This is a genomic window from Acaryochloris sp. 'Moss Beach', assembly GCF_021497025.1.
Taxonomy (GTDB): Bacteria; Cyanobacteriota; Cyanobacteriia; order Thermosynechococcales; family Thermosynechococcaceae; genus Acaryochloris; species Acaryochloris marina_A.
Genome location: NZ_CP071718.1, coordinates 284835 through 305158, shown reverse-complemented (window position 1 = coordinate 305158; position 20324 = coordinate 284835). Strand labels below are relative to the sequence as shown.

32 protein-coding genes and 3 pseudogenes are annotated in these 20324 nt (G+C 46.7%); 22 read left to right on the top strand and 13 right to left on the bottom strand.

Annotation, left to right across the window (positions count from 1 at the left end):
* Nucleotides 1-10: 10 nt before the first annotated feature.
* From HRE53_RS27990 to HRE53_RS27980, 3 genes and pseudogenes are all read right to left on the bottom strand, one after another.
* Nucleotides 11-214 (bottom strand): sigma-70 family RNA polymerase sigma factor, encoded by a 204-nt coding sequence (locus HRE53_RS27990; protein WP_235111417.1) that lies wholly within the window; start codon nt 212-214, stop codon nt 11-13.
* 121 nt (nt 215-335) lie between these two features.
* A pseudogene (locus HRE53_RS27985) lies at nt 336-1635 on the bottom strand (NF041680 family putative transposase).
* A 116-nt stretch (nt 1636-1751) separates the two neighbouring features.
* A pseudogene (locus HRE53_RS27980) lies at nt 1752-2330 on the bottom strand (RNA polymerase sigma factor RpoD/SigA); the annotation flags it as partial.
* A 222-nt stretch (nt 2331-2552) separates the two neighbouring features.
* Here HRE53_RS27980 and HRE53_RS27975 point away from each other — a divergent pair.
* Nucleotides 2553-2768: a DUF2949 domain-containing protein gene (locus HRE53_RS27975; RefSeq protein WP_235111416.1), complete on the top strand. Its 216-nt coding sequence runs from the start codon at nt 2553-2555 to the stop codon at nt 2766-2768.
* 88 nt (nt 2769-2856) lie between these two features.
* On the opposite strand, the gene HRE53_RS27970 is transcribed toward HRE53_RS27975, so the two are convergent.
* The 4 genes from HRE53_RS27970 to HRE53_RS27955 all read right to left on the bottom strand — a co-directional run bounded on the left by HRE53_RS27970 (nt 2857) and on the right by HRE53_RS27955 (nt 4751).
* Complete coding sequence (locus tag HRE53_RS27970; RefSeq protein ID WP_235111414.1) at nt 2857-3132, bottom strand: HU family DNA-binding protein; 276 nt, start codon at nt 3130-3132, stop codon at nt 2857-2859.
* Between the two features lie 345 nt (nt 3133-3477).
* Nucleotides 3478-3855: an AbrB family transcriptional regulator gene (locus HRE53_RS27965; protein ID WP_235111413.1), complete on the bottom strand. Its 378-nt coding sequence runs from the start codon at nt 3853-3855 to the stop codon at nt 3478-3480.
* A 178-nt stretch (nt 3856-4033) separates the two neighbouring features.
* A complete protein-coding gene (locus HRE53_RS27960) occupies nt 4034-4276 on the bottom strand; it encodes a hypothetical protein (RefSeq protein WP_235111412.1) in 243 nt (80 codons plus the stop codon).
* Between the two features lie 46 nt (nt 4277-4322).
* A complete protein-coding gene (locus HRE53_RS27955) occupies nt 4323-4751 on the bottom strand; it encodes a hypothetical protein (protein WP_235111411.1) in 429 nt (142 codons plus the stop codon).
* Between the two features lie 194 nt (nt 4752-4945).
* Between HRE53_RS27955 and HRE53_RS27950 the strand changes: the two genes are divergently transcribed.
* The gene (locus HRE53_RS27950) at nt 4946-5572 is read left to right on the top strand and encodes an HAD family hydrolase (RefSeq protein ID WP_235111410.1); all 627 of its coding nucleotides are present in this window, start codon (nt 4946-4948) and stop codon (nt 5570-5572) included.
* Between the two features lie 79 nt (nt 5573-5651).
* On the opposite strand, the gene HRE53_RS27945 is transcribed toward HRE53_RS27950, so the two are convergent.
* Nucleotides 5652-5855, bottom strand: coding sequence for an immunity 17 family protein (locus HRE53_RS27945; protein ID WP_235111409.1), 204 nt, complete (start codon nt 5853-5855; stop codon nt 5652-5654).
* A 333-nt stretch (nt 5856-6188) separates the two neighbouring features.
* On the opposite strand from HRE53_RS27945, the gene HRE53_RS27940 reads away from it, so the two are divergent.
* Nucleotides 6189-6530 (top strand): VOC family protein, encoded by a 342-nt coding sequence (locus HRE53_RS27940; protein WP_235111408.1) that lies wholly within the window; start codon nt 6189-6191, stop codon nt 6528-6530.
* 59 nt (nt 6531-6589) lie between these two features.
* On the opposite strand, the gene HRE53_RS27935 is transcribed toward HRE53_RS27940, so the two are convergent.
* Entirely contained in the window at nt 6590-6823 is a 234-nt protein-coding gene (locus HRE53_RS27935; protein ID WP_235111407.1) for a helix-turn-helix transcriptional regulator, read from the bottom strand.
* 422 nt (nt 6824-7245) lie between these two features.
* Between HRE53_RS27935 and HRE53_RS27930 the strand changes: the two genes are divergently transcribed.
* The gene (locus HRE53_RS27930) at nt 7246-8301 is read left to right on the top strand and encodes a DUF932 domain-containing protein (RefSeq protein WP_235111406.1); all 1056 of its coding nucleotides are present in this window, start codon (nt 7246-7248) and stop codon (nt 8299-8301) included.
* A 47-nt stretch (nt 8302-8348) separates the two neighbouring features.
* Here HRE53_RS27930 and HRE53_RS27925 read toward each other — a convergent pair whose 3' ends face one another.
* Nucleotides 8349-8618, bottom strand: a complete 270-nt coding sequence (locus HRE53_RS27925) for a type II toxin-antitoxin system RelE/ParE family toxin (protein WP_235111405.1) — start codon at nt 8616-8618, stop codon at nt 8349-8351.
* Nucleotides 8611-8955 carry a hypothetical protein gene (locus HRE53_RS27920; RefSeq protein ID WP_235111404.1) on the bottom strand — a complete coding sequence of 115 codons (345 nt, stop codon included), beginning with the start codon at nt 8953-8955 and terminating at the stop codon, nt 8611-8613. The genes HRE53_RS27925 and HRE53_RS27920 overlap by 8 nt, the downstream gene beginning before the upstream one ends.
* Before the next feature lie 306 nt (nt 8956-9261).
* Here HRE53_RS27920 and HRE53_RS27915 point away from each other — a divergent pair, with 306 nt between their 5' ends.
* From HRE53_RS27915 to HRE53_RS27900, 4 genes and pseudogenes are all read left to right on the top strand, one after another.
* Nucleotides 9262-9528, top strand: a complete 267-nt coding sequence (locus HRE53_RS27915; protein ID WP_235111402.1) for a hypothetical protein — start codon at nt 9262-9264, stop codon at nt 9526-9528.
* Nucleotides 9529-9585: 57 nt separating this feature from the next.
* Nucleotides 9586-9931 (top strand): annotated as a pseudogene (locus HRE53_RS27910) (DUF3768 domain-containing protein).
* Nucleotides 9932-10016: 85 nt separating this feature from the next.
* A complete protein-coding gene (locus HRE53_RS27905; RefSeq protein ID WP_235111401.1) occupies nt 10017-10247 on the top strand; it encodes a hypothetical protein in 231 nt (76 codons plus the stop codon).
* A 227-nt stretch (nt 10248-10474) separates the two neighbouring features.
* Complete coding sequence (locus tag HRE53_RS27900) at nt 10475-10630, top strand: hypothetical protein (RefSeq protein WP_235111400.1); 156 nt, start codon at nt 10475-10477, stop codon at nt 10628-10630.
* A gap of 57 nt (nt 10631-10687) precedes the next feature.
* On the opposite strand, the gene HRE53_RS27895 is transcribed toward HRE53_RS27900, so the two are convergent.
* Nucleotides 10688-11029, bottom strand: coding sequence for a hypothetical protein (locus HRE53_RS27895; protein ID WP_235111399.1), 342 nt, complete (start codon nt 11027-11029; stop codon nt 10688-10690).
* Between the two features lie 245 nt (nt 11030-11274).
* Between HRE53_RS27895 and HRE53_RS27890 the strand changes: the two genes are divergently transcribed.
* From HRE53_RS27890 to HRE53_RS27830, 13 genes are all read left to right on the top strand, one after another.
* Nucleotides 11275-11979: a hypothetical protein gene (locus tag HRE53_RS27890; RefSeq protein WP_235111398.1), complete on the top strand. Its 705-nt coding sequence runs from the start codon at nt 11275-11277 to the stop codon at nt 11977-11979.
* Nucleotides 11976-12245 (top strand): hypothetical protein, encoded by a 270-nt coding sequence (locus HRE53_RS27885; RefSeq protein ID WP_235111397.1) that lies wholly within the window; start codon nt 11976-11978, stop codon nt 12243-12245. The genes HRE53_RS27890 and HRE53_RS27885 overlap by 4 nt, the downstream gene beginning before the upstream one ends.
* Before the next feature lie 571 nt (nt 12246-12816).
* Complete coding sequence (locus tag HRE53_RS27880; protein ID WP_235111396.1) at nt 12817-13200, top strand: DUF4326 domain-containing protein; 384 nt, start codon at nt 12817-12819, stop codon at nt 13198-13200.
* A gap of 438 nt (nt 13201-13638) precedes the next feature.
* Nucleotides 13639-13932 carry a hypothetical protein gene (locus HRE53_RS27875; RefSeq protein WP_212661535.1) on the top strand — a complete coding sequence of 98 codons (294 nt, stop codon included), beginning with the start codon at nt 13639-13641 and terminating at the stop codon, nt 13930-13932.
* A gap of 274 nt (nt 13933-14206) precedes the next feature.
* Complete coding sequence (locus tag HRE53_RS27870) at nt 14207-14758, top strand: hypothetical protein (RefSeq protein WP_212661536.1); 552 nt, start codon at nt 14207-14209, stop codon at nt 14756-14758.
* A 101-nt stretch (nt 14759-14859) separates the two neighbouring features.
* Complete coding sequence (locus HRE53_RS27865) at nt 14860-15009, top strand: hypothetical protein (RefSeq protein ID WP_212661537.1); 150 nt, start codon at nt 14860-14862, stop codon at nt 15007-15009.
* Nucleotides 15000-15284, top strand: a complete 285-nt coding sequence (locus HRE53_RS27860) for a hypothetical protein (RefSeq protein WP_235111395.1) — start codon at nt 15000-15002, stop codon at nt 15282-15284. Before HRE53_RS27865 ends, HRE53_RS27860 begins: the two co-directional genes overlap by 10 nt.
* Nucleotides 15281-15724, top strand: coding sequence for an ASCH domain-containing protein (locus tag HRE53_RS27855; protein ID WP_235111393.1), 444 nt, complete (start codon nt 15281-15283; stop codon nt 15722-15724). Before HRE53_RS27860 ends, HRE53_RS27855 begins: the two co-directional genes overlap by 4 nt.
* Nucleotides 15721-16308: a DUF5131 family protein gene (locus HRE53_RS27850; RefSeq protein WP_235111392.1), complete on the top strand. Its 588-nt coding sequence runs from the start codon at nt 15721-15723 to the stop codon at nt 16306-16308. Before HRE53_RS27855 ends, HRE53_RS27850 begins: the two co-directional genes overlap by 4 nt.
* Before the next feature lie 32 nt (nt 16309-16340).
* The gene (locus HRE53_RS27845) at nt 16341-16694 is read left to right on the top strand and encodes a DUF5131 family protein (RefSeq protein ID WP_396124520.1); all 354 of its coding nucleotides are present in this window, start codon (nt 16341-16343) and stop codon (nt 16692-16694) included.
* 15 nt (nt 16695-16709) lie between these two features.
* Nucleotides 16710-16988 carry a hypothetical protein gene (locus tag HRE53_RS27840; RefSeq protein WP_235111391.1) on the top strand — a complete coding sequence of 93 codons (279 nt, stop codon included), beginning with the start codon at nt 16710-16712 and terminating at the stop codon, nt 16986-16988.
* A gap of 413 nt (nt 16989-17401) precedes the next feature.
* Nucleotides 17402-17941, top strand: a complete 540-nt coding sequence (locus HRE53_RS27835) for a Crp/Fnr family transcriptional regulator (protein WP_235111390.1) — start codon at nt 17402-17404, stop codon at nt 17939-17941.
* 317 nt (nt 17942-18258) lie between these two features.
* A complete protein-coding gene (locus HRE53_RS27830; protein WP_212661540.1) occupies nt 18259-18915 on the top strand; it encodes a hypothetical protein in 657 nt (218 codons plus the stop codon).
* A gap of 106 nt (nt 18916-19021) precedes the next feature.
* Here the strand turns inward: HRE53_RS27830 and HRE53_RS27825 are convergent, their stop codons facing one another.
* Complete coding sequence (locus HRE53_RS27825; protein WP_212661541.1) at nt 19022-19381, bottom strand: PleD family two-component system response regulator; 360 nt, start codon at nt 19379-19381, stop codon at nt 19022-19024.
* A 483-nt stretch (nt 19382-19864) separates the two neighbouring features.
* Here HRE53_RS27825 and HRE53_RS27820 point away from each other — a divergent pair, with 483 nt between their 5' ends.
* A complete protein-coding gene (locus HRE53_RS27820) occupies nt 19865-20269 on the top strand; it encodes a hypothetical protein (RefSeq protein WP_212661542.1) in 405 nt (134 codons plus the stop codon).
* Nucleotides 20270-20324: the final 55 nt, after the last annotated feature.

The following is a 20324-nucleotide window of genomic DNA, read 5'->3' as shown; positions in this document are numbered from 1 at the left end:
GCTGCTCTATTCAAGCTGTTCTAGCCTTTTTCTCTAGTTTTTTCATGGCTTTGTTGATGATTTGGCGAATCCGTTCCCGGCTGACGCCAAGCTGTTGACCAATCTCATTCATTGTCTTAGGTTCACCATCTTCTAGGCCGTACCGCTGGCTAACAATAAATCGTTGTCGTTCATCGAGTAAAGACAGATAGCCCGAAACTTCCTCAGATTGCAAGAGAATTTTCAGATATGGCTCTGGTTCTTGGAATTTAGACTAAAAAAAGTACCTTCAGCAGAAATTATCACGCAAGAGAAGTACTGACGTGAATGCAGGTGGTGGGAGTTAAATCGGTAGATTAGGCTGCTACCTTCTCCTTCTTTTTGGGCTTAGATGCTCTTTTCCTTACAGTTGGATAGCGAGGTCGCTGAGTTCTTTTTTCTACCTGTTGTCCACCCCGGCGACTTTCCACGAGGTTTGGGGTCAGTTGCAGGGGAACCAACCCTAGCTAAAAGTGCAGTAATAGAGTCAGCAACCCGTCCTGGAGACAATGAGGTCAACCTTTTTTGCCAGGGTAGTGGCGTATCTTTAACGATGGTACGAGCCAGCCATAGTTGCCAGGTAAGCACTGGCATCAGGTCAGACCAGGCTTCCATTTGCTCCGCTGTGGACAGTTGCGGGACGGTCCAATGTAGACGTTGACGAACAAACCGATACCAATGCTCCAGGGCAAATCGACGGAGATACTGACGCCACAATTGAGTCACGCTCAGATGCTGTTTGGAAATCCAAACGAGCCACAACGGTTTTGAGGATGGAGCATCCAATCGCTCTATTAAAATGACTGAAAACGGATGTTCTGCTGCCTGCTTGAAATGCAGAGATGTCCAGCACCTCACTCGCACTCGTCCCAGCTCATTGTCCTCGAACATCAGCTGCTCTTGAGGTTCATGCCACGTATCTGGAGCTTTGAGGGCGAATTTAGCACCATGTTTTCGGGGTCGACCTTTGCCCTGATATGGAGGAGGTTCCTGATAGAGGACTCGGTTGGGACGTAATCGCAAGAGTTGGTCACAGAGTATATCTGCACTCTGTTTGAGAAAGGGGGCACACCCATACTCACTATCTGCCAAAAAGAGAATCAGACCCGTCAGTTGGAGACACACTTGCCGCAGTTGAGTAGCGGCTTTCTCCAGTGGCGTTTCAAAACTGGTGATGCGTTCATGCACTAAAGGTAATGCCCAACTCCCTTGGGCTTCAGGAATCCAGGCTATGCTGCTGTACCCTTGGCCAAGGGTGATGGGTTTCACACCACTTAGCGGTTGAGGTTGGTGTTCATACGTGCGTTCACGCAGAGTCTTAGCATAAATCCGTGGCCAGGCCGTATGGTCTCCCGCTAAGACGATCAGCTCTGAGGGGGGAATCTCCTTGGCATATGCCTCCATCAAGAGTTGACGAGAAGGATCGGCATCTTGAAGGGCTTTATAAATACTCGGCCATTTGCGGCGAAACAGGGGACTGAGGGACAGCTCTACAAATGAACTGATGCTGCGAGTGGTAAGTACTGCATCCATCAAGTCGAATAAAGCATCCTTCGCATTCCCTAATCGGTAGTAGATTGACTGGCGAAAGTTCTTTAGTTTGTCCAGACTAGTCATGATAAAGCTGTTGAGAGGTTCAATCTTCAGCTTTAATCATTGGGCAGTCGGTTGCTTCAAACTGACTGTCTTTTCTTTTTCTTAAAAGGAGCTATTAGTCTAAACTCCAATGGTTCATCTTGGCTTTCAACTAACTCCCCTAAAGATGTGTCTTGTTTCTCCCCCACTCTCATGTCCAAAGAGAGGACATCTTGCCTGAGTTGCAGGTTTTTCTTGAGCTTCGTGAGGTCCATCTCCATTTCCTCTGCAATCTCAGCCAAGGTTGGTTCACGGCCCAGTGTTTGGGAGAGTTGTCGTCGAGTCTGTTTGAATTGGCTGCCAATCTCCCAATGCCTTGCAGGAATGCGAATCACCCGGCCTGAGGTTTGAATCGAGCGGGTAATTCCCTGTCGAATCCACCAATACGCATAGGTACTGAAGCGGTACCCCTGCTCTGGCTCAAACTTATCGACCGCAGTACTCAAGCCAATGCTGCCTTCTTGAATCAGGTCTTGTAGGGGTAATCCCCGGTTCTGATGCTTCTTCGCGATGGAGATTACTAGGCGCAGGTTACATTCAATCATCTGCTGCTTGGCTTGGAGGCTCCCCATTTTTGCTTGTCGTGCTAATTGGATTTCTTCTTCGTGGGACAGAAGGGGGTAGCGAGCTATTTCTTTAAGGTAGAAATGAAGACTGTCCTGCTTAGTCGCCACCATTGAACCTCGAAAACATCATGGGTAGAGGAATACACCAAAATGCTGGCAATAGGGCTGGAATCTTTTTATTTCTTAAGAAAACCAGAAGAATGATTGACAAGTTTCTCAGAGTTCGGGAGTATTGCTGAAAATAGTTCAGTAGTCTCACTCAGGCTATTCTGCTACTCATTTCAGACCATAGAAACATCCAATAGCTCAATTCTCAACTGTTTCCTTTGATCGATGAGTTCTCCATCCCAACAACAGTTTATTCAGTACCTGCAAACTGAGCTAGAGATTTCAGAAGAGGCGATTGACCTAGCCTTGCGTCGTCAAGAGCCATCTCGGGGTCCGTTGCATATGGTCCTATGGCAACATGGGCTGATCGACCTTGACCAACTTGGCAAAGCATTTGAATGGCAAGTGAATGAATCTATCGCGACTGCGAAAAGATTCTAGCCTCCATAAAAAAGCTGATGGGTCAAAGGATTACCCACCAGCTTGGTTGTAAGGAATAGAGTGAAAATAGAGCCTATTCGTTAGTCTATCAGTCCTTCACTTTCTCCTTGAAGTCTTTGCCAGCACTAAATGCAGGAATTCTAGTTGCTGGGATATTCATTTTTTCTCCTGTCTTAGGATTACGCCCTTCTCTAGCCTTGCGGTCCCTGGCTTCAAAGCTGCCAAAGCCGACGAGAGTCACTTTTTCATTAGAGCTAACAGCATCCACAATTGTCTCAATACTGGCCGAAAGGATTGCATCAGCTTCCTTCTTAGTGGCACCAGTATTCTCAGCTATCGCATTGACCAATTCGCCCTTATTCATATAAATCTATTGAAACGCCGTTGAGCATTGTAACTCAGGGCTTTAGGAGGAAATGATGAATCGTTAGAATCTTATTCCGAATTGGGAATGCTAGAAAAGTCATGCGAACTCTGTGAGCGTAGTTTACGGAGTGTATGGCTCCCTAGTCGTTTTCTAATTCTTTTTGAATTGGAGAACGACGCACCAAGATTCATCTGTGATTAATATAGAAGAAGATAACCATTTTTCTGGTTATCTCGCTTACTCTTGCAACTCCCAGCCCAATGTTCGACTGGGCTTTTCATGGCTATCTGAAAACTCCCCAGTACAAGGCAAGGACGTTTGTTGCATCAGCACTTCAATGGACTAAGCAACCTTGGTCAAATGAATGTGCTTGCGACCTACAGAGATTTCAAATTCGTCTCCTGGGTTGAGATCCATCTCTTTGGTGTAGGCTTTACCCACTAGTAAGTTGCCATTGGATTGCACACTAATCTTATAAGCTGCTTGTCGTCCTGCCATTCCCTTGCCGTTAGGGGATTGACTATCTAAATCAATACCTTCTGCGTCTAAAAGGGCATTGAGGAATGCGATAGTTTTAATTCGTTCAGAGCCATCTTTATCAGTAGCAACGTATCCGCAAGCCTTAGCTTTTTCCTCACGAGTGAAATCACTCAGTTGCTTCACTTTAGCTACTAAATCTTTTCCGGTTAGAAGTTTAGTCTGTTTCTTTTTTCTAGGCATGAGTTAAAAAAATTTCTCTAGCAGTATCAAATATTACTATTAACCACTAGATAATTGCATATTTTTTTGTAGTTAACGGAAAACCGATCATATACGTAAATATAAAGTAGGTTATCGAATTTTTTATATCAGAAGAAGCTACCGAAATAAGATAAGCGAAACTGTTAGTAATTTAGCTCTAAACCTTCGATAATTCCTTGATTTTGACTGTAGACCGTGAGGTTGGCTTTTGGGAAGGGTCATGCCGATAAAAGTCTAAATCAATGGCCGAGCCAATGGCCTGCCCATTGGCAGATATCTCATACCACTTGTTAGTAAAAATATGCTGAACAAAGGTTGCATGAGACATCCCACATCGAGATATCCCTGCTGGTTTGTCAGCCAAGGGAATACCTTTGATCGGACCTTGAGTGCTGGACATCTTAGGTATTTCCCCAGTTCTATCATCTAAGTTGATGCTAGCAGTCCTATTCAGGCAGCTTCAGATTTCCTGTCAACACGTCCATCGCCAGCTCCATGTCGCTCTTGCCCAGAATACTATCGATGGTTTTACCTTTGATGTCGTCTGCAATCTTCAGGATGCCCGTGAGTACCTGATCAATTTTATCTACCTGTTGCTCAAGCCTGTTGATATCCTTTAATTGTTGGGGTGTGGGGCTTTCCTGTTTCCAACGAGAGAACTGTTCCCGATAGACCCAGAGGAATTCATGCTGCTCAGAGTAAACGTCAATGACCCTTTGAATGGTGGCATCATCCATCGTATGGGGTTTCTTCTGGGCTTCTAGCATGTTGTTGTGCTGGCTTTGCACCTCCTCCAACATGCCATCGACCATCGGAATACATTCTTGCATCACCCTAATGGGTTGCCATTGAGGAGACTCGGGTTGCTGTGACATAGTGACATTAGACTCAAAGGATTAGTGGCAACCTATCAGATTCTGCATCACACCTTCAAGATTGGTTTAATACGGCAACCTGGACAGCAGTTCCTCCACAGTCCCCTGCATTGTTTTTTAACACCCACTGTTCAATGTGCGACATTGAAAGATATGAATCGAAACCCTGACGTCATCAATATTAGTGAGGCAGCATGAAAGATCCTCCTGAAGTCAAAGCTCTCTTATTAGATGCAGACTGGGTAATCCAAAGAATTCCTCCAGACTGGGTATCATATATCGAACGACTGATAGATCCAGATACCGATAAAAAATCTTTTCTTATTGAAATATTCGAGGCTGAAGGCCAATGTATGACAGGCCAGGCTGACTTTGAAGTAGAGCTTTCTAAAGTACTGACCCGTTGGGGGTCTAAGGTTCATGCAGATGAGGCTGCGAGGATCTGGCACAAGATTCTTCCAGATCCCGATATTCTGAGATGTATTAGGGAGCTTCGATCTGCTGGAGAACTAGTATGCTTAGCGACGAATCAGCATGACTACCGATATCGATTTATGGCAAACGAACTTGGGTATGGGCAAATGTTTGACTACTTATTTGCTTCGTGCGAGATGGGCGTAGCGAAGCCGTCAAAACTCTACTTCGTCAAGATTTGTCAGCAGCTTAATTTGTCTGCCAGTAATCTATTATTCATTGATGATGTTGCTGAAAATGTAGAGAGTGCGAGATCCTGTGGGTTGATTGCAGAGCGCTTCCATCTTATAGAAAATCAGGGTGAATTCGAGAAGATTTTGTCAAAGTACAATTTCAATGCTGAATAATCAATCATTCTGTTAACTATCACGTAGCTAGCATCTGGGTCGGTTGCGTTCTCATCCTCGGTATTGTCGCCGCTAACGTTTAGTTAGACTCAATGATTCCCAATGCTAGGAGGAATCCTACTACCACTAAAGTGCTGCCGAGTAGTCCATAGAACACTCTGGCCCCATTTCTGCCGAAGATATGAACAAAGAATCGTGCCCTTCGATTATTCATAAACCAGTCCCAATTCAAGACCGCCCCACAAATGGAGAAAGCACCACAAATCACCAATACCCATCCCATTGCCTTTACCCTAGAACTACTTTGAGATTGTACTTATCAATGGACAGTGTAAATTTTACGCCTCGCTGAACGATTATCTTAAGAAAATTATTGCCCAATGGGTAGGGTTTAGAACCTTTTCAGATTAATACCACCACATCTCCCTCACCCGAATCTCCACCAGGGCACTGCGGGCCTGGTGAACTGCCAGAAGCAGACACTAGAGGCTCCTAAGAGAATGCCGAGGATTGGGCTGGGGTTGTGGTGTTCTAGTCTTCCATTAGACGGAGTTGATGAAAGCAGTTGAAAGAGCATTTATAGGTAAGTAGCTTGTTTGAATGTGTTGCTGAAGTTATGTATTTTGTCTCTGATCGTCATGCAGCAGCAGAATGGTATTCATGCTTGTTTGACATCGAAATTACCTGGCTAGAGAATTTAGAGCACTTCTTTATAAGAGTTGGCGATCAAGAAGTATGGTTTCATCAATCAGATAGCAAAGTACCATCAGGAGCAGCGGGACATGTTGCCTATTGGCAAGTTGCAGATTTCGATGTGGTACTTGAACGAGCACTCAAATTAGGAGCAGAACTCTATCGAGGTCCATTAGATCGACAAGATGGGAAGTATATGTGCCAAGTGATGGATCCTGACGGAAACCTGATTGGCCTAATTGGCCCAAGACATGAAGAGAACTGACATCGCTTTCTCCAGCATCTTCATGGGTAACACCATCGCCAACCCTTCTAGAATCGCTATCAGTTAGATTTATTTTTTGTCTCAATAACGGCTTGGAGTAGCTCTTCAAAAGAACAGTCGTATAGCTTCATTAGATCAGAGATTTTTGTAACGCCGAGAGATGGTTCTGTTTTTCCACTCTCCCAATTTCTGATTGTTGAATGAGCAACTTTCAGCTTAAAGGCTGCTTCTTCAGGGCTTATAGCCGCTCTTTCCCGAAGCCCTCTCATGTCCATAAGGTCTAAACAAATCATAGGTCTACCTCAATAGACTAAAGGATTACACAATTTCAGGAAACACAAAGTATTGGATTAATGTACTGATTTAGTTTTAAGCAATGCAATGTAGCTATACATTAGCACAACAAAATAGAGCAAAGTATTGACTTGTCCATTTGATTAGACTAATATATTGACATGGATGAGGAAAGCAAACGGCCTCTCCGATAAATAAAAATCCAGCGTTGCAAACCAACTAAATAAGTGAGTTCTACGAAGTGCTAGGTTACCCTGCTGAATACCGCAGTCACGAAACCGGGGTAACGCTGGATTACGGTCTGATGCCCTCGGTGGATAAATTAAAAGTTCAAAAACTATTCCCAAGTCAAAGCGGAAGAGATTCGATTTGTACCCGGTTCTCTTCCGCTGGCTTGATGTAAACCAAGGAGATCATAACAATGAAACAAGGACTTACGCTCGTTGAAATGGCCCAAGCTGTTCAAGACCAGGCTGAGGCCAAGCGCGATTTTGTTGCTGATACACGCACCCTTGAGATGAACCCTGATGGCTCGATCACAGTCGAGTCTGAAGAAGTCGAGGAAACTTTCACAACTACTGAACACACCCACGGCCAGATTTCCCAACGCCTCAGCATTCCCCTCAAATACTATCGACGGATGCAATCGTCAGCTCCCCAGCTCCTAGCTGAAAACGTCAACCACTGGTTCAACACCAATCCAGAGCGGCGTATGATCCGCACCCTTGACGGTTCTGCTCGGGCCTTCCTCTCAGACCGATATCGCAGAGTGGACAACTTTGAGATTGCTGAAACGGTCTTGCCCGTCCTGAATGAATTTGGTGAAGGCTTAAAAATTGTCAGTGTTGGCCTGACTGACTCACGGCTGTATATCAAGGCAATCAATGAACGAGTTCAGCTTGACGTGAAAAAAGGTGACGCCGTTCAAGCTGGGGTAGTCATCAGTAACTCTGAGATTGGCCTCGGTTCAATACGGGTTGAACCTCTTGTATTTCGGTTAATTTGCCTCAACGGCATGATTTCTCAAGACCACAGCTTTAAGAAATATCATGTGGGTCGCCAAGTCGGTGAAAGTGATGCCGCGATGGAACTATTCAGCGATGAGACGATGCAAGCAGATGACAGAGCGCTGTTGCTCAAAATCCGAGACATGGTGCGCGGTGCTGCTGATGTCGCCAAGTTCACCCAGATTGTTGATCGGATGCGCGATGCCACCGAACGCAAGATTGAGGGTAACCCCGTCACTGCTGTGGAGGTGCTAGGCGATAAGCTCAACGTCAATCAGGAGGAGAAGTCGGGGATACTAACCCATCTGATCCAGGGTGGTGACCTGACGGCTTACGGGATGATGAACGCTGTCACCAGAACATCCCAAGATGTTGAGAGCTACGACAGAGCAACGGAGTTAGAGACGATGGGTTCTCAAGTCTTGAGCTTGCCCCAATCCACCTGGCGAGAGATAGCGGTAGCTCGGTAGTCTTTGCCTTCAGCCCTGGCTCTTGTGGTCGGGGCTGGGTTTCTATCTTAAAGATTGCGATACACTTCTGAATCATTCCGCTTGCCAATGCGAAAGATTGAAACAGTTTCATCCTCAATTGTGTAGAGGATCCGATACTCTCCCTGATCTACTCGATAGCCTCCAGGGTAACCCTTGAGTGCTTTGCAGTCCTGGGGTTTGGGTTCAGATTGGAGAGAAAGGGCTTTGATCATAATCTGCTTGAAAACCTTGAGGGGAAGTTTCTTCAAGGTTTTCACTACGGGTTTGGCAATCCGAAGTGCGTAGCGTTCAGCCATCCAGTTCCGCCCTGGTTACTCCCTGGTCAACGAGAACCTGATCCGCAGAAACAAACTCATTGTTAGCCTCTGCGATCGCTTGTCTGAGCAACGCAGAATCGATGGTGTCTTCAATCGCTTCAAGTTCTTGGGTTCGCATGACTGTGACCTGACCACGGCCCAATTCTTCTATGAATTCAGAGACGGACATCCCCATCGATTTGATGAGTTGTCTAGCATTATCCCAACCTGATTCAGTGACGCTTAATCGGCGAGTCTTTTTAGGCTCATCGTACTTAAGCGGACGACCCTCATGAATTAAATTATCGAGAGAGTTTTTATGGGTTCCTCTGGGCATATTGCACCTTAGCTCTATCTCATTGATAGCACATTAATTAGAAATACTTATCTAAAAAGTAGCTCAAAAGGGTTGATTCTCTATATCATAAGCGATATAATAGAGATATAAACAGAAGACCGGGCGACAGCGACCTTCCCCCCAACAGCTAGCAACCACCTGGAGCTGGTGCCGCGACCGTAAGGCGATGCCGACTAAGGCTAAAAACTAGAGACAAATTTCAAAACTTTCAATTGCAAGAGCCGCTGTCATTCCCGCGAAGAAACCCAGCGGCTCTCCATGTAAACCCTCTACGAGGTTCACGACATGACTGTAGCACTTCTGACTCCAGAGCAACGATACGCTGCTCTTTACCCAAAGACGGTCAAGTTCGACATCACCATTGACTTCTACCCTGGTGTGGAAGAAGACGGTGAAGAACTTGACCTAAGCATTGAGCTTCCCAGTCAGGCTCATGTGACTAGTCGCCAACAATGCGAACGCTGGGTAGCAGAAAACTATCCTTCAGGGCGGCTGATCAGTGTCCAGCCTATCTTCACGACTCAGCAGTTACTCGCTGAAGACGAATTCTAGACCGTCCGGGGCACCTCTGCCCCTTCGACCGTTTCAGGAATTTCAGAGGACAATCTTATGACCGCTATCGAAGCAACCCAAGCCCCCCACCATTGCCCAGCTAAATGACCGCTTTCGTCAAGGCGACCACACCCTAGGCGAGATCTACACCACTCAGCTTGTTAAAGGTCTTTCGTCAGAGGAACAACAGGAACTCTTTCGACTGGTCCGTGTGTTCGATGAGTTCACGGAAGATAATGACCCTTATGGCGAACACGATTACGGGCGGATCGAGTTCAAAGGAGAGCAATATCTCTGGAAAATTGATTATTACGACAAAAGCTTAGAATACGGCTCGGATGCCCCTGGTAATCCAAAGGTTACCACCAGGGTTCTGACTCTGATGCACTCCAGCGAGTACTAGTATCCCGTCCCTTCTGCGCCCTGGCTCTTGGCTGGGGTGCCCCTCTTCTCTGATTGATACAATGATATTAACGAAGGAAAACGATATGACAGCAGCATCCCCTGATAGGCTCGACCGGATAGAAAGCACTCTAGAGACTGTTCTAGAGAAGATTCAGCAGATTGATACCAAAGTAGAAAAGCTGGATACCGATGTTCGAGCAGCCAATGAACGAACTGATACCTACTGGGAAGCCTCGAAACTGCTCATCAACCTGGCCTTTGGTTTGATTGCAACGGCTGTAATTGCCATCATCGTTCCCGCAGTGTTAAGGTAATTCCCATTCCTTCATTTCATTATCTCCAAAGCACCCCGGCATCTACTGTCCGGGGTTTTTCTTCTGAAATATTGGCGGGATATCTCCAAGCCTTGCAACCCAATTAACAGCACCTCCCTCCCCCAAACCTTTCTCTTTCTTCTCTTATCTTTCTTATTCTCCCCACACCAATCAGTCCCCTGGTTCACTGCCGGGGGGCTTCCTTCTGAATCACTGGAGGCAATCCCATGAAAATCCACGTCGCAAAAATCGAAGTCTGGAATGGCCGAACTTTCCAGCTCATTGACTTTCAGCAGGCCCAAACCCAGGAAAGCCTTGGGTCGGTCATCAGGGAGTATGTTGCTGCGATGGGTCTGAGATTGGTGTATTGGTGCAAGGTTTGATTGGTAGAACATCAATGAAATAGAGATTTTAACTCAACCATCTCCTATCATCCATTGTCAGTAGATCGTCTTTTTACCTGGCGCTAAGACTTTTTCAAAAGAGTTTCGAGCTGCTGAGAGCTGCTGAGCATCATATTCACTCAATCGCTGCCCCAGTTCATAGTGAGAACGTTTAGTTTTTGCATAGACTTTGCCATCAGCACTTGTCTTGTAGCCTTGAAGTGAAGAGGTCACAATTCTCTGACCATTTTCATAATTAGGATGGTTATTGATGACACCAGAGATGACCACTCTGTTACCAATTACTAATTCAATCCAATCATCTAGCTTGGGTGTTGGACCGTCTTGCTCAGTCTGATGAATTTTGGGCTGATTTAAAAAGCCTGTGACGTCTTCCACTGTGTTGTTTCCCCGCTTATCCGCACATTTACTCTAACTAGAGTAATAGAAGATCGTCTTGCGTAACCTCACGGTAATTTGTCTATTAGTCCTAGCGGATGCGATCACTTGCGGTCCATTTGCAATCGCATCCACCTACAAGCTAACTCAAATCTTTTTCCCATTTCACACCTATTAAAAGACTTCACACCTATTAATTCCCCTGGCTTATCTGCTGGGGGTTTCGCGTATCTGGAGAAAATCATATGACCGTATCTATCCCACCCCTAACCCTAAAAGCGAGTGCCCCACAGACCAACGTCACCAGCTACAGCACTGACCCTGCTGATCATCCCATCCTTGAGCAGATCTCAAGTCTCCTCCCGAATCTTTCTCAGGCTGGCAAGGTTGCCCTGGTTCGGGGGGTTGCAGAGCTGTTGGCAGTATCGCTTAGCCTTCCATCCCAGCCCCAAGAAATTACTCTGCCCCCCTGTGCTATCTTCGCTGACCAAAGGAGCAGAACAATGACACAAATACTAACTGCTAAGGTCAAATTTCCCGCTAAAGAATGGGATACCCAGCATGGTCCAAGACTCAATGCAAAAATCACACTCCCTGATGGAGAAGATATAAAGATTTGGGGTAATCCCGATGATGCAGTGCTCAAAGCTCTCCGCAAAGGCCAACCTGTCCAGGTCGCTAAGGATAGCAAAGGGAAGTACAGCCTGGTGGAGCAAGCCCCGGCTCCTGGTCAGACCCCGGTGGTCGAGGCACCACCCCTGGATACTGGGGAGTTGGATGCGGATGCCAAGAGTGCGATCGCAAGTTACATCATGAGTCGAGCGGATCTCTATGCGTTCTGCTTCAAGCAGGCGTCCAGGGCGCTAGGGGAGTCTGGAGTGGCTGAAGAGACACTCAAGTGTGCGGCCAGTACCTTGTTTATCGCCGCTCAGAAAAAGTTTGGTATATGAATCTGAGTATCGACTGGCAAACCCTGACGGAATATTGCCGGGACGATATCAAGGGCTTCTGCCAAGATGAGGGCTTACCGATTTACCCCGGTCGTCTTCATCCCTACCAAGCCCTTTTTCTCCGCAATCTTCTGTTGTGCAACTGGTCGGTGCGCGAGGGGCATTTCCCTTATTACTGGCAGACCCAGCAAGCTTTCGATTTGTTCTGGGCAGAGCTACCGGATGATGTTAGTGATTGCCAGTTGGCGAAATCTTGGATTGCCTAGTGCGAGGGAGGCTTGAGACAAAAAAAAGACAGCTTCGGTAAGGAGAAGCTGTCGAGATCTATGTTCCAGAAACAAGTTGGTGAAATTTTCCCCATTCCCACAACTCTATTAGTGAGGATGCCCCAATCGAGATGAAGGATGACAAAGCTGGTGAAAGAGCTTGGAGCCTTTTCACTTAAGGTTGCTCAGAGTCAATTGCATCAAACAGGAAATGAGGTGTTTTGATTGTTTTAGATTATGGAAAAGGGCGACGTGGATGTAGAGTGTCGCCCCTAAAGAGATTGCTGTTCACAATCGCATCAGAATTTATCACGGCAGCAAAATAATCTGTTCGATGTTTATAAAATCTTTTGCTGCTGAGTTAGTGAATTTAGTGAAAGGGCAATTCACCGTTAAGAAAATTGCCCTGGTTAAAGCATTTTGTGCTTCTGTTTCTCACAGAAGAATCTACCACGCTTATTGAAATAGACCTTGCTATCTATACATTTCTGCATGTTCAACACACTGCTTTATAAAAAAATTAGAACAATTACAATAGTTTTGATTCCCACTTAATCATGGGAGCATCATTATGACCATCATTGTCATTAATCTTCGCCATAATCGCAATGTCGAGGGTCACCGCTGCGACCGTGCCAGCGTCCTTGGTAATCCCTTCCATATGTTCCAAGAATCCGAGCGTACAGCAGTGGTCGCCGCATTCCGCGAATATCTGCATGAAGTCGCCAACTTAGAAGCCAATCCCGTTGATGTGGTTCCAGGTCTAGCTGAAAATTACAACGTCACGATTTCTGGGATGTGGAAACGTCCCAGTCGCACTCAGGTGATGGCAGAGCTAGCCAAGTTAGAGGCCATGTCAGAAGTGAAGTTGCTCTGCTGGTGCGCGCCCTTACCCTGCCACGGCGATGTTATCAAGTCTTTTCTGGAGTGGAAGCACCAGAAACCCTGTAGTTAGGGCTGTCTTGACTCAATCGAATCAATAAAAAAGGCGATTCCTAACTAGAAGAATCGCCCCTTTAAACCTTCTAGGAGAATTTACCATGCTTAAGGAAAAATCTGTGCGGCTTCTTCATATGCCGTGCGTGAATCGTTGTTGCGGTTGTCAGGAATTGCGGTTCGCCATTGCATCTCAAGCTCTCGTCCATAAGCCCTCTGGCAAGACCCATTTTCGCTGGATATGCGAGAGCTGTGGTCACAAACGAGGGATACGCCCGACTCCTGAATATCTGCAGAAATTATGGCAGATAGATCGTGAGACTAGCACGAAAAAAATTATCAGGACTTTAGCGAGGGCTTGAGGTGTGGGTAGCTACGCCGATGTCAGCCTAAGACTCACTTTTAAGCATCTATCAAAGCTCTATAAAAATCGCATAACTCAAACAGGAGGTAAATCATGCAGTGCCTTAAACCGTTGACAGCCTCGATTGAGATTCAAGAACTGCGGGAAGTGGGTTGTGATTGGAGCGGTGACCTGTTTGGCTACTATGCCATCGGTCATCACGATCCAGTTGCTTTTATCCAAGCTGTCAACGCTGAACATGATCCAGATTGTCCTGCTGAAGCTCAACAAGTTCATCAAGGATTTTGGATGGAATATCCCCTAGAAATCGATAGTGATTGCTACTGCTTTAGAAAGTGCAATGCAGATATTGAAGGCGCGTTTGCCGTCACCTATCTCGAAATTTAAGGGGAGCCACAACCCCAATTAGCCAACTAAATATTGGAGGAAACTCTCATGCGCGATTTAGTCTACTCGCCTCAGAATCATCTCGTGTACTTCCTCGGCTATCTCAGGAGACAAAATGGTACCCGTCTCAAGGTGTTCTCAACCGTTTCCCGGCAACACGTTCTGATGATTTCTAAGGATAAATCAGGGAAGTTTAGGGAGGATTTCACCTCAGTTAAAATCACCGATTTACGCCCTGCTGTCCGACTTAGGTTGTGTTGTTAGGAGAGTGACTATGAGTGCTGTCCAAACTGCCCTCCCCCTGAAGCTCCCGCAATCTGGCCCAGTCAAGACAACCGGGCAGCGCCAATCCTTTGAAAAGATGCTGGTGGAACTCCGTCAGGAAGCAGCGGAGATACTTGCAATAGCAAACCGGATGTTTCAACAATGCTGGCAGCGATTGCAGGATGTACCCACCCCGGAGATGGGATCTGCGGTGAAGGCGTATCACAAGAAAAACGGTATTGTTATCCCCCAAGTCAATCACTCTGGTCCGATCTCTAGCAAACCCAGTCGTCCATATCGACCTTGGCCTCTGGAGCGGAAGTATCGAGAACGCATTCGACGGATGCAGGCACGGGCGCAGAAAAAATTTTCCATACCCAGCTTGCAATTTGATTTCATCCAATTAGAGTTGGTGCGGTTGCCCCATTATTTCGGCATTTGCCCACTGCCGAATGAAGAGAGTTGCACATTGAACCTTCAGGATTTACTCCTGAATCCTGCAATCGAACGGGAAAAGCAACTACGAGAACAAGAGAGTCAAGCCAGCTCCGGTTATCCCTGAGCAATGAATACACAGCCCCAATCCTCGTTGACCCGAATACCTGGACCCTACCTGCTGGGGCATTTGGGGAGAACGCAGGCCCGACTTAAGGAGAAGCAGCAATGAAATCAGAACATAGCTTTTTGCATCGGATTATCCAGGCAATTCAGCAAGGTCTTAGCCCCAAAGCCAAACAACAATGCCGTACCTGTGGCGAGTGGTACAGACCCTCACAGCTCGATAGTAAAGGGTTCTGTCGGGAATGCAATTAGTGGGGGGCTTAGCGGTGAATAAACAACTTTGGAATCTGCTTCAGCGAGGTCGAGGTGTCCTGCAACTGCAACCCTTGGGATGCCTAAGCGATCGCAGTAATTCCTTTTGTCTGGGCTGCGAACCAGGCCAGTATTACGAGTGTGAAATCTGCGGCTATCTTCAACCGTATTGCAAGGGTGCTGACGACGATTACTTTGAACTTTGCGATGACTGTTGGGGCATTGCAGAGCAGATGCATGTAGCTACAGGAATTGCGATGGGGGTCGATCTATGAAAATCCTTACCCTCTGGCAACCGTGGGCAACCTTTATTGCCCTGAATCTCAAGCGCTATGAAACCCGATCATGGGGCACTCACTACCGGGGCAAGCTGGCTATTCATGCGGCCAAGCGAACCATCGGCTTAGATGGGCAAGCCATAGTCAGTCAAGTTAATGATCTGACGGGTGGCAAGGTGCCGCGCAAGCCACGTGATTACCCACTCGGTTGCATTGTGGCGATTGCGGATCTGGTGGACTGTCCCCAGATGGATTCAAGGCTCATCAGCAGACAGACTGACCTGGAGATGGCCGTGGGGTGCTGGCAATCTGGGCGCTTTGCTGGGCAGCTAGGAAACATCGTTGCACTGCCTGATCCTATTCCCTATCGCGGGTGTCAGGGACTCCGAGATGTCCGATCTGAAACGTTGAAAATTTTGATGGAGCAAAAGACATGACCACTATCGAATGGACCGATCACACCATCAATTGTTTGGTGGGCTGCACAAAAGTTCGAGCTAAGGGAGCCAAGGAAAGCGGCTGTGAACATTGCTATGCGGCCAGAGCTTCTAAGTCAGGACGACTGCAACAGTTCTCCCAGTATCACGGCGTTGTAGATGAGCAGGGGAACTGGACAGGCCAGGTGAATTTTGTCCCTGAGCAGTTGGAGAAGCTATTCAAGTTTCGGAAACCGATCAGGGTATTCATGCCATCGATGTCTGATCCATTCCATTCAGCAGTGAAAGACGAGTGGCTGGATCAGATTTTTGCTGCAATCGCGCTCAATCCTCAAGTCACAGTGCAGATGCTGACCAAACGACCAAGGCGAATGCGGGATTATCTCATGACTGCCAAAAACAGAATTCGGATTGCTGCTGTCATTAAGGGCCGATCAGCCAATGTTAACTACGAGATATTAGCTGGCCTTGAATCATGTCAGTGGGATTGGCCGCTCCCTAATCTCTGGTTAGGCGTATCATACCAATTTGAGCCTAAAAGCGTAATCATGAAATTCGTGAAACCCTTTTCTGGCAGAGTTTAATAGCAAATCAAAATTACACTTTTTGATGCTTATTGGTATCAGTTGAGAATCAGCAAGCCGCAGATGAGCGAATTCCTCTGCTAGTGCAAACACCAGCACCAGTAAGATTCCTGAGTTGTGAACCGCTGCTCGAACCCGTGAATCTTGGTGCCCTTCCCGCAAATTGGTGTATTACCGGGGGTGAATCTGGCCCTGGCGCACGGCCCTGTGATGTGGACTGGATTCGCTCAATCCGGGACCAATGCAAGACCGCAGATATCCCCGTGTTCATCAAGCAGCTCGGTAGTAAGCCCGTGGGCATTCCCAAGCTCCGTTCAGCGAAGGGTGGAGATATTGAGGAATGGCCTGATGATTTGCGAGTGAGGGAATTTCCAGAGTTTGGATGATGGAGGTGATTGCGGATGAAGAGGGAATACATTCAGGGGTGGCGAGTCGGCATCACGGATCATCCTGGTAGGCGGGAGCTTGAGATTCAGGGGCCAGGGGAGCTGTATATCGTCATTCGCAAGTTCAAAACCTCTGACTTTTACCAAGAGAACTACATCGACTATATGGAAGATGGTAGTTTCGATGAATGTTTGATCTGCACCTATATCTGTCCAGGAGGCACTAGTCTCTACCAGGAAGATATCTGGCAGCAAAATAGTGACATCAACCTTGAAATTTTTTATCTGGGTTAACCCGCACATGCATATTTGTACATTGGTTGTGCCCACTGGTTTATTCCCGTAGCGTTTGCAGAGAAACTTTTCAGTGTATTCCAGACGGGTGAGGTCAATGCTTGTCCAGGTTGGACAGCGGATTAGCGAGGCTCTTCACTTGCTTCTATCAGGCGTCTTTTGAGAATTGATTCGGCGGTTCTGCTCCCTCAATGCTCAAATCCAAGACATTGTTCACCAAGTAAATCAAGATGAATAACCTTTGAGGGTATCAAATGAAAGTGTTCTAGGATACAACAGAATAGAATTTATGTTCTCAGGGTGTTTGAGAAGATTTGTGGACATGGATTTGATAATCATGATCCTTGTTCTCATTGTGTCAGTTGCTTGAAGAACTCTGTCAGGGCCGTCAGACCTACCATTTTAGGAAAGGCTTGAAGATTCCTTTAAGCTCTCAGGAGATGTGGATTCTCCGCCAAGGCTTGGTTGTTTTGAGTACTTTTTTCAGTGACGGAGGTGAAGCAAGTCTTAGCTTGGTGTATCCTGATATGCCCTTTGGCCTGCCGTTAACCCAAGTCGATCCGTATGAGGCCATCGCGCTAACGGATGTAGCGTTGCTCCGCCTGAATCAAATCGAGGTTGAGAATTCTCCATCGTTGGCTCAAGAGATTCTCCAGCAGATAACTCGGCGTCTCCAGACAACGGAAGCTTTATTAGTCGTGATGCACCATAATTCTGTGAGCTGTCGTTTGCAGGCGTTGCTGTTGTTGCTGACCAAAGAAATAGGTGAACAGACACCGGAAGGGATACGGCTTGGCGTTCGACTATCTCATCAACAACTTGCTGATCTAGTAGGGACAACTCGGGTGACGGTGACTAAGACTCTCAAATCATTGCGAAAGACAGGATGGTTGTCTCTCGATCCGACTCAGCATTTCATCCTCCACGAATCTGCTGTTGTGGATCTTCAGTAATTGTCATCACCTGCACACTAATCATTAGCCCTGCTTAGTCTCCCTCCCTCCACCGATCAGAAACCCTAATCCCCCAATCCTTGTAGCACCAAGCCATCCACGCTACCCTAGTGACTAGGCAGTGGGGCATTCCCACCCAAAGTTTTTTCTCCAAATCCATCCCGCCCACGGCTCCAAATCGAGCCTGATTTTTGGCGGCGGTATATTCCCCAAGAGGCTAAGACCTCCCTTTTCGTTTTCCCAATATCCACTGAGCCGACTCGGTTGCACATGCCAGCCGTGCCTTATCCACTATTCGTTATCCAAAGGACACCGCTATGAAATTGATAACTTCTGTCAAAATCGAACAATCTGCCTCCACCGAAGTGATTGACTCTGCCGCTAAGAAAGTTGGCTTGGCTGCAAGCAAAGCCTTCTTGTTCGTCATTCGCAAGGAAGTCCAGGGCTGGAAAAACTTTACAATCCTCTGCTCTTGGGGACTGTCCAAAGTGGGCCAGAAGCATGGACCTATCTTTGATGAGGTCAAAGGAAATGCTGTGGCTGTCTTCCGCAAAGGTTGTCGGCAAGAGACGTTGTTCATCCAAACGCTTATCAAGACCCAGCTCACAGACCGGATTGATGCCCACTGGGAACTGCATGATAAAGCTATCGATTGGTTCAAGGTCCAGACCCAGGCATTCCTGGCCGACAGCCCGGTTGAGGATACTTCTGAGGTCGAGGCTGAGGATCAGGCTCCTGACTTTTCGGAAGACCTGGAGGAGATTGCATCTGTAGCTGAAGTGGAGGAGCCTATCAGCGAAGTCGAGGAATCCCCTGTTATGGTCTTCGACCCTGATCCACTTGATGATGAGCTGGGTGTTCCTCAAGACCCGACTCCTGTTGAGTCTAGTGGTGGGGGCAAGCGTCGGACTGCTAAGAAGAAAGTTGAGTCATCGCTGTCTAGCATGATGAGGGAAGAGGCCGCAAAGTCTTAGCCATGCAACCCCAACTCCCAGCCTCTAGAGAGAACTGGGGGTTGGGGTATCGTGTCAGGTATCCTAATCTCACCAATTGAAAGAAAGCTGTTTTTCAGCTCATTGCTTAGATAGCAGATTTAACAGCTTTTAAAAAATCTTCACGAGTGTAGGGCTTGGTAATGTATTCATCTGCCCCTTGCTTTCTACCCCAGAGCTTATCTAAATCCTGATTCTTAGTCGTGCAGATAATCACAGGTAATTGCTGAGTCGCTTCGTTCTTCTTTAGACTTCGGCACAACTCAAACCCACTCATTTCCGGCATGACCACATCGGTAATGACAAGATCAGGCTTTTGAGTTTCAGCTTTGTTCAACGCATCTTTGGCATCATCTGTGCTAACCACAAGATAACCCGCTTCTTTCAAATATAGACACATTAGCTTTAGTTCAGCCGGACTATCATCTACTACTAAAACGGTTTTCACTTGTTGTTTCTCCTATAACAAATAGAGGTAAGCTCGTAAACAATGGCTCTACCCAATAGATTTAGGATGCCCTTCTTTAATCTAATATTTTCTATTTTTTTACGTCAAAAATCCGCTTCCAGCAATGGATTCATACGCGATCTATTAGGTGCAAGCCCTGAAATTTTGGAGCTGAGTAGAGTATGCTTGCTGCTGACCCCAGGTGTCTGACTGTAGGGCTTACTGTTAGTCTTGGGGCAAAGCGTCGGATTGCCTTAATAGAGGTTGAGTTATCGCACTTTAGTAACATCAGGGACGAAGCCAACAAATTCTGGCGATGCACCTGACTTCTGAGGTGATCTGGGGGCTACTTTCTAGTTTGATAAAATAGCTGTACCTTGAGGTTAGTTGGCGATTGAGCTAAATCAACCTAGAAAGCAGCATCCTTATGGGTAGAAAGAGTACCTAGAGGAACTGGTAGATGATTCTGCATGAGGCTAGCTAATGATCAGTATCCCTTCCTTAACTCAGACTCAATTAGCACTTCTGAGGACAGCCAAAAAGCACCCTGAGAACACAGTGCGGCTTTACTATGAAACCCCGATCATTAATCATAGGAAGCCACCATTTAAAAATCCTCCGTTTATCCAGAAGCTGGTTAATTTAGGCTTAATTGAAGTCGAATTTAAACGAGTTCTCAATGGTCCATCACTTCTTGAGAAGGATAGCTGGTATGAATACTGTGCAGATTTAGAGCTACCGTCAATTCGGGCTTGGGAATTATGGCGTGAAGAATTCATTACCAGACAAAAAGAGGCTCCCAATATCCTTGTACCTGGAGAGGGATTCGAGGGATTTAGTGATGTCTGGATACAAGAAATCAATTACCATGCAGTACAGACAAGCTAGTTCAATCTGTAAATTAGGTAGACCTTATTTTCAAATTGGACTCAAGTAGAACAGG